Here is a 6075-nt window from a genome sequence, read left to right as displayed (position 1 = left end):
GGTCTAGCCTCCGCCTCGGGGAGGGACCGGGCGGCGGGCGCCCGATCCCTCCCCGAGGCGGAGGCTAGACCTCCTGGTCCTCACGGCGGCGGCTACGGGCGATCAGGAGCGAGCCGAGGCCGAGGGCGACAGCACCTCCCGAGAGCAGCAGCCAGGAGCCGGTCTCCACTCCGGTGGAGGGGAGGCCGCCGGGGCCGGTCGGCGCGGTGATCGGCGCGGCCGTGGCGGTCGGTCCGGCCGTTGGCACGACCGTCGGCACGACCGTCGGCTCCGGGGTCGCCGTGGGCTCGGGGCTCACGGTCGGCTCGGGCGTCGCGGTCGGCTCGGGCGTCGCCGTGGGCTCCGGAGTCGCGGTCGGCTCAGGCGTCGCGGTCGGCTCAGGCGTCGCGGTCGGCTCAGGCGTCGCGGTCGGCTCAGGCGTCGCGGTCGGCTCCGGCGAGCCGGTCGGCTCCGGCGTCGGCGTGGGCTCCGGGGTCCCCGGCAGCTCGACGGCGGCGCCCTCCGGCGCCACGGCGAGCAGCGCCCGGGCGACGTCGCTGAAGGCTCCGACCGGGTGGTTGCGGAACACCGGCGAGGTGCCGAAGAGGAAGCCCTCGGTGCCCGACTCCGTCGAGAACGAGACGGCCGAGGCCTGACCGGCCGCGTCGCTCCGGGACTGCCCCTCGGAGTCGACCCAGTGCCCGGCGACGAACGTGCCGTCCTCCGAGTAGCTCTGCTCGACCGCGACCGACTCGTCGAAGCCGCCGAACCACAGCGCGGGCGAGACGAAGGCGGTGTCCTGCGGGTAGTCGCCGAGGACTCCGCCGGCCGGCGTCTCGACCGAGACGATGCCGTTGGAGCCGCTGGTGCCGGTCTGCGCGGTCAGCTCGGACAGGCCGAAGTCGGACACGAAGGCCGCTCCTGCGCCGCCGCGGCCGACGACGTCGCCGCCCGCCGCGAGGAACCCCTCGACCACGGCGCGGCCCGCGGCCTGCTCCGGGGTGAAGGAGAGGGCGCGTCCCACGTAGAGCACGTCGGCGCCGTCCAGAGTCGCGGTGCCCGAGGCGAGCGCGGCCGCGTCGACGGCGACCGCGTCGGCGAAGCCGAGCTTGGCCAGCGCATCGCGGTCCTCGTTCGTGCCGGAGTAGGCGATGCGGAGGGCGTCGAGCCCCTTCCCGTCCTCGGCGCGCACGCGGTCGGCGGTGGTCGCGGTGAAGTCGACGCCGAAGACGGCGGCGGCCCCCTCGGCGGCGGCGAGTCCGGCGGCGTCGGCGCGCAGGGCGATGGTGCCGTCCTCGAACTGCTCGAGCGCGACTCCGTCGGCCAGCAGCGCGTTGACGGCCTGGTACTCCAGGACGCCGCGCGGCTCGAAGGCGAGGTAGTCGGCGCCCGCCGGGACGGAGCCTGTCGGAGCCACGGCGGTCACCGGCTCCAGGCCGACGGCCGGGAGAGCGTCCGTGGTGGAGCCGATCGCCTGCACGTCGGCGCCCCAGAGGAGCGAGAGGCTCCAGGCCGAGACGTCGTACATCTCGGGCACGCGGCTCGAGATGTCGCTGCCGTCGGCGAGGAGGACGTTGGCGAGGCCTCGGACCGACTGGTGCATGTCGACGAGGTAGGTGCCCGCCGGGTAGGAGACGCCTCCGACGCTCGTGGCGGACGTGGTCCGCGACACCTCGACGCCGTGGGCGAGGAGCTGCTCGACGAGGGTCTCGGCGTCCGAGACGGAGCGCTGCGTGCCGTCGACCGGGATGACGTAGGCGCGCGGGTACTCGGTCGTGTAGACGTCGGTCTCGTCCCAGATCTCGGTCCACTCGGTCGGCACGCCCGCGGGCAGGTCGGCCGCGGAGACGTCGGCGGGGATCTCGACGGCGGGGGCGCCGGTGACGCCGCGCTCGAAGATGGCGACCTGGTTGCTCAGGAGCGCGTCCCGGTTGGCCTCGATGTAGTCGACGGAGGCGTCCATGACGATCCCGGCGACCTCGACGTCGATGTCCGCGTTGGCCTGGCCCTGGGCGATCTCCTCCGGAGTGCTGTCGGCCGTGCGGCCGAGCGGAAGCTCCACCGTGTTGGTGATCGCGCCCTGGAAGGCGACGTACTGCGGAGCGAAGATCGGGGGCCAGTCGTCCCAGCCCGCGCGGATGTCGCGGTAGGGGATGAGGATCCTGCCGGTGTTGTCCGTGGTGGCGCTGCCGTCCTCGGCGAGGTAGGTGTTGCCGGGCACGTCGGCCTCGACGACGCGGCGCTCGATCTCGAGTGCGGTCGCGTAGGCGTGCGGGAGGAAGAGGTCGTACTCGTAGTTCTCGCCGTGCGGCGGGCCGCAGGGCTCGACCTGGAGGATCCCGGTGTAGCCGTGGATGTCGATGAAGTACGTGGGCTGGAGGACGCTGGAGAGGTCGCGGATCACGGCCGCCTCGCTGGTGGCTCCGGTGATCATGTCGCGGTTCGGGTCGTAGCCCGCGGCGACGGCGCGCTGGCCGAGGGCGCGGCCGTCGGGGTTGTTCGTGACGGTGAAGTAGAGGCGGTTGCCCTCGAGCAGCGCCTCCGTCTCCGCGTCCTCAGCGGTGGCGACGCCCTCGATGTACTCGAGGATCGCGTCGCTGCCCTCCCACTCGTTGCCGTGGATGTTGCCGTTGAACCAGACCGGCACCTTGTACCCGTCCATCAGCTCGACGTCGGCGGCCGCGGCGGCGGGCTCGTACTCGAGCCGGTCGCGCCACTCGGCCTGCTGCGCCGTCTCGGCCTCGGTCTCGGGAGCGGTGACGGTGACCAGATAGATGTCGCGGCCGAGGCCGGACTTCCCGACCACCTGGGTCGAGACCCGGTCGGAGCGGGCGGCGAGCGCGTTGAGCTGCGGCGCGATGGCGTCGTAGGGGGTGACTCCGCGCAGGAGCGAGGCGTCGGTCGGGTCGACGGGCACCTCGGTCAGCGGGGTCTGCTGCGGGTAGCTGGTCGGCACCGCGATCGGGGCGGACGGCGGACGCACGATGTCCACGCGGGTGTAGTCGGCGGGTGCCGCGGTCGTGGCGGTCGCGGGCGGCGCGACCAGGAGGCCGCCGGCGGCGAGCGCGAGCGCGGCGCATCCGGAGGCGAGGGCGGTTCGAGATCTCAAGCGGAGTTCTTCCCTTGTCGAGGCGTGACGGAACGGATCGGGCCCCCGTCGGCGTCTGGATCTCCGAATCGGATGTGAACCCTCTCAGGAAGATAGAGGCTCCATGTTTCCGTCGCGTGTCGGCCGGGTCAGGTCCGCGAGATGCCACATCGGTACGCCTCGGCGGGCGTGTCGCATACCGGACTGGCATCTCGCGGAGGGAGGACGGCCGGTCCGGTCAGAGGAAGAGGGAGAGGACGAGCGTGGCGCCGAGTGCGAGGACGGAGGCGAGGGAGACGCCGACGGTCACCGACTTGAGGGCGCCGCGGACCGACTGGCCGAGGAAGCTCTGCAGCAGCCAGAAGGTGTTCGAGGTGACGTGGATGCAGAACAGCGCGCCGGAGCCCGCGGCGAGCGCGATCAGCAGCGGGTCGAGGCCGAGCGTGGCGGCGACCGGCGCGACGACTCCGGCGGCCGTGATCGCCGAGAGGGTGACCGAGCCGACCGCGATGTGCAGCACGGCCGCCATCACCCAGACGAGCAGCAGCGGCGCGGTCGCCGAGGTCGAGAAGTAGCCCTTCAGGATCTCGCCGAGGTCGCCCTGCGCGATCACCGCGGCGAGCGCCCCGCCGACGCCGGTGAGCAGGAAGATCTGCCCGCCGTCCTGGAAGCCCTTGGCGACCGCCTTCTCCATCCGCGCAGTGCCCACGGTGGACCGGCCGACGACTCCGGTGCCGATCACGGCGAGGAGGAGCGCGATGACGGGGTTCCCGAGGAACTGCAGCACCGGCAGCTCGATCCCGGAGACGGTGAGCACCGCCTGCGCGGCGATGAGCAGCAGGGCGAGGAGCATGGGAGCGAAGAGGAGCAGGAGCGGGCGCTCGCGAGCGCCGTCCGGCTCGGCGGGGGACGGGCTCCCTCCGTCCGAGTCGTCGTGCGACGCGTCCACCGCCCCTCCTGGTGCGCCCGAGGACGCCCCGGGCAGCGCTCTCGCGCCGAACGTCGGCAGCCGAGCGGACTCCGCGGAGGATCCCGCTTCCACGGTCGCGAGGCCCGTCGTATCGTCGCGCACGACCAGCTGCTCGTCGCGGGCCGGGTCCCAGAAGCCGAGGCGGAACGCGAGCGACATCAGCAGGATCGTGACCACGACCGTCGGCGCCACCACCGCGAACCCGCCGAGCATCATCACGCCCAGGGGGACTCCGAGCAGCCCCGCGAGCGCGACGGCGGCGAAGCCCGGCACCATCATCACGATGCCCATTTCGAGCCCGACGGCGAAGGTGACGGCGACGATGCCGGTGCCGGCCCGCCCCAGCCGCGGTGCGATCCGCCGGGCGAGGGGGGCGGCGATCACGATCAGCGCGTCGACGAAGATCGTCTGCAGGTAGGTGGCGAAGGAGAGTCCGAGCGCGTAGGGGATGCCGCGGCGGCCGAAGACGCGCATCAGGCCCTCGACGAGCCGGACGACGGCGCCCATCTCGTTGAGCATCGCGCCGATGAGCACGCCCCACCCGATCAGGAGGCCCGCCTCCATCATCACCTCGCCGAAGCCGGTGGTCATCGTGGAGACGGTGTCGACGGGGCCGAGACCGGTGAGCAGGCCGATCGCAGCGGCTCCGACGGCCAGCGCCAGCACCGGGTTGAACCGGAAGCGCACGATCGCGACGACCACCGCGACGATCACGAGGGCGACGACGCCCAGGGTGTACCACTCGGGCATGACGTCCTCCTCCGCCCGCGACTGCGCGTGCCGTCACACCCTAGGGGACCGCCGCGCACCCCCTCGCCCCCGCCGGGCGCGGGGCCGTAGCGTGGACGCATGGCACTGACGCTCCCCGAGCCCCGACTCCCCTCCCTCCTCGACTCCCCCGTCCTGCGCTGGGGCGTCGTCGCCCCCGGCTCGATCGCCGGCTCCTTCGTCGAGGCGCTGCAGAAGCACACCCGGCAGCGCGTGGTCTCGGTCGGCTCCCGCTCGCTGGAGCGCGCGGAGCGGTTCGCGAGCCGGTTCGGGATCGAGCGGGCCTCGGCCGGCTACGAGGCCGTGGTCGAGGATCCGGAGGTCGACGTCGTCTACATCGCCTCCCCGCACTCGGAGCACGCCCGCCAGGCGCTGCTCGCCATCGCCGCGGGCAAGCACATCCTGGTCGAGAAGCCGTTCGCGCCGACCCCGGGCGAGGCCGAGATGATCGTGCACGCCGCGCGCGACGCCGGAGTGTTCGCGATGGAGGCGATGTGGATGCGCTACCTGCCGCACATGGACGTCGTGCGGCAGCTGCTGGCCGACGGAGCGGTCGGCGCGCCCGCTGTCGTCTCGGCCGACTTCGGCGCCGCCTTCGACTTCGACCCCTCCAGCCGCATCTTCGACCCGGCGCTCGCGGGCGGCGGCCTGCTGGACGTCGGCGTCTACGCCTCCTCCTTCGTCTCCATGGTGGCGGGCACCCCGCAGAGCACCGTCGTCGCCGGCAGCCTGACCTCGACCGGCGTCGACGCGACCGCGACGATCGTCGGCAGCCACGCGCACGGGGTGCAGTCGGTGGCCACCTCGACCGTGCTGGCCGACACCCGGCACGCGGCGAGCGTCGCGGGGCGCGCGGGGCGGATCGACGTGCATCCGTCGTTCTGGACGCCGGGCGGCGTGACGCTCACCCGCGGCTCCGAGAGCGGATCGTGGATCGACCGGACGCCGCTCCAGGGCGGCGAGGGCCTCGCCTGGGAGGCGCTGCACGTCGCGCAGTACGTGACGGAGGGGCGCAGCGAGTCGCCGCTGCACCCGCTCGACGAGGTGGTCGCCGTGGTGCGGACCCTCGACGACGCGCGCCGCCGGCTCGGCGTCTCGGTGTAAGGCGGGGCGGGCCGGGGTCTCAGCTCGGACTGCCGGGGCGGGTGCGGTGCGCAGGAGCGCGTGCGATCTGCAGGCATGTGTGCAATCTGCAGGTGTGTGTGCGATTTGCAGGTGTGCGATTTGCAGGTGTGCGTGCGATCTGCAGGTGTGCGATCTGCAGGCGTGT

At 73.2% G+C, this 6075-nt stretch carries 3 protein-coding genes; 1 reads left to right on the top strand and 2 read right to left on the bottom strand.

From position 1 onward, the window contains the following. Positions 1-64 precede the first annotated feature (64 nt). Positions 65-3088 carry a M14 family zinc carboxypeptidase gene (locus C5D44_RS14360; RefSeq protein ID WP_104282058.1) on the bottom strand — a complete coding sequence of 1008 codons (3024 nt, stop codon included), beginning with the start codon at positions 3086-3088 and terminating at the stop codon, positions 65-67. A 217-nt stretch (positions 3089-3305) separates the two neighbouring features. After that, positions 3306-4787, bottom strand: coding sequence for a GntP family permease (locus C5D44_RS14355; protein ID WP_104282057.1), 1482 nt, complete (start codon positions 4785-4787; stop codon positions 3306-3308). A 99-nt stretch (positions 4788-4886) separates the two neighbouring features. Between C5D44_RS14355 and C5D44_RS14350 the strand changes: the two genes are divergently transcribed. Continuing rightward, positions 4887-5909: a Gfo/Idh/MocA family protein gene (locus C5D44_RS14350; protein ID WP_104282056.1), complete on the top strand. Its 1023-nt coding sequence runs from the start codon at positions 4887-4889 to the stop codon at positions 5907-5909. The last annotated feature ends 166 nt before the right edge of the window (positions 5910-6075 follow it).

This window comes from Rathayibacter sp. AY1B5 (genome assembly GCF_002932795.1).
Taxonomy (GTDB): domain Bacteria; phylum Actinomycetota; class Actinomycetes; order Actinomycetales; family Microbacteriaceae; genus Rathayibacter.
This window is presented reverse-complemented; position numbering and strand designations above follow the sequence as displayed.

Bases quoted from the DNA above. Each gene is read 5' to 3' on its own strand.
- C5D44_RS14350 (WP_104282056.1), top strand. From the start codon at position 4,887: ATGGCACTGACGCTCCCCGAGCCCCGACTCCCCTCCCTCCTCGACTCC.
- C5D44_RS14355 (WP_104282057.1), bottom strand. From the start codon at position 4,787: ATGCCCGAGTGGTACACCCTGGGCGTCGTCGCCCTCGTGATCGTCGCG.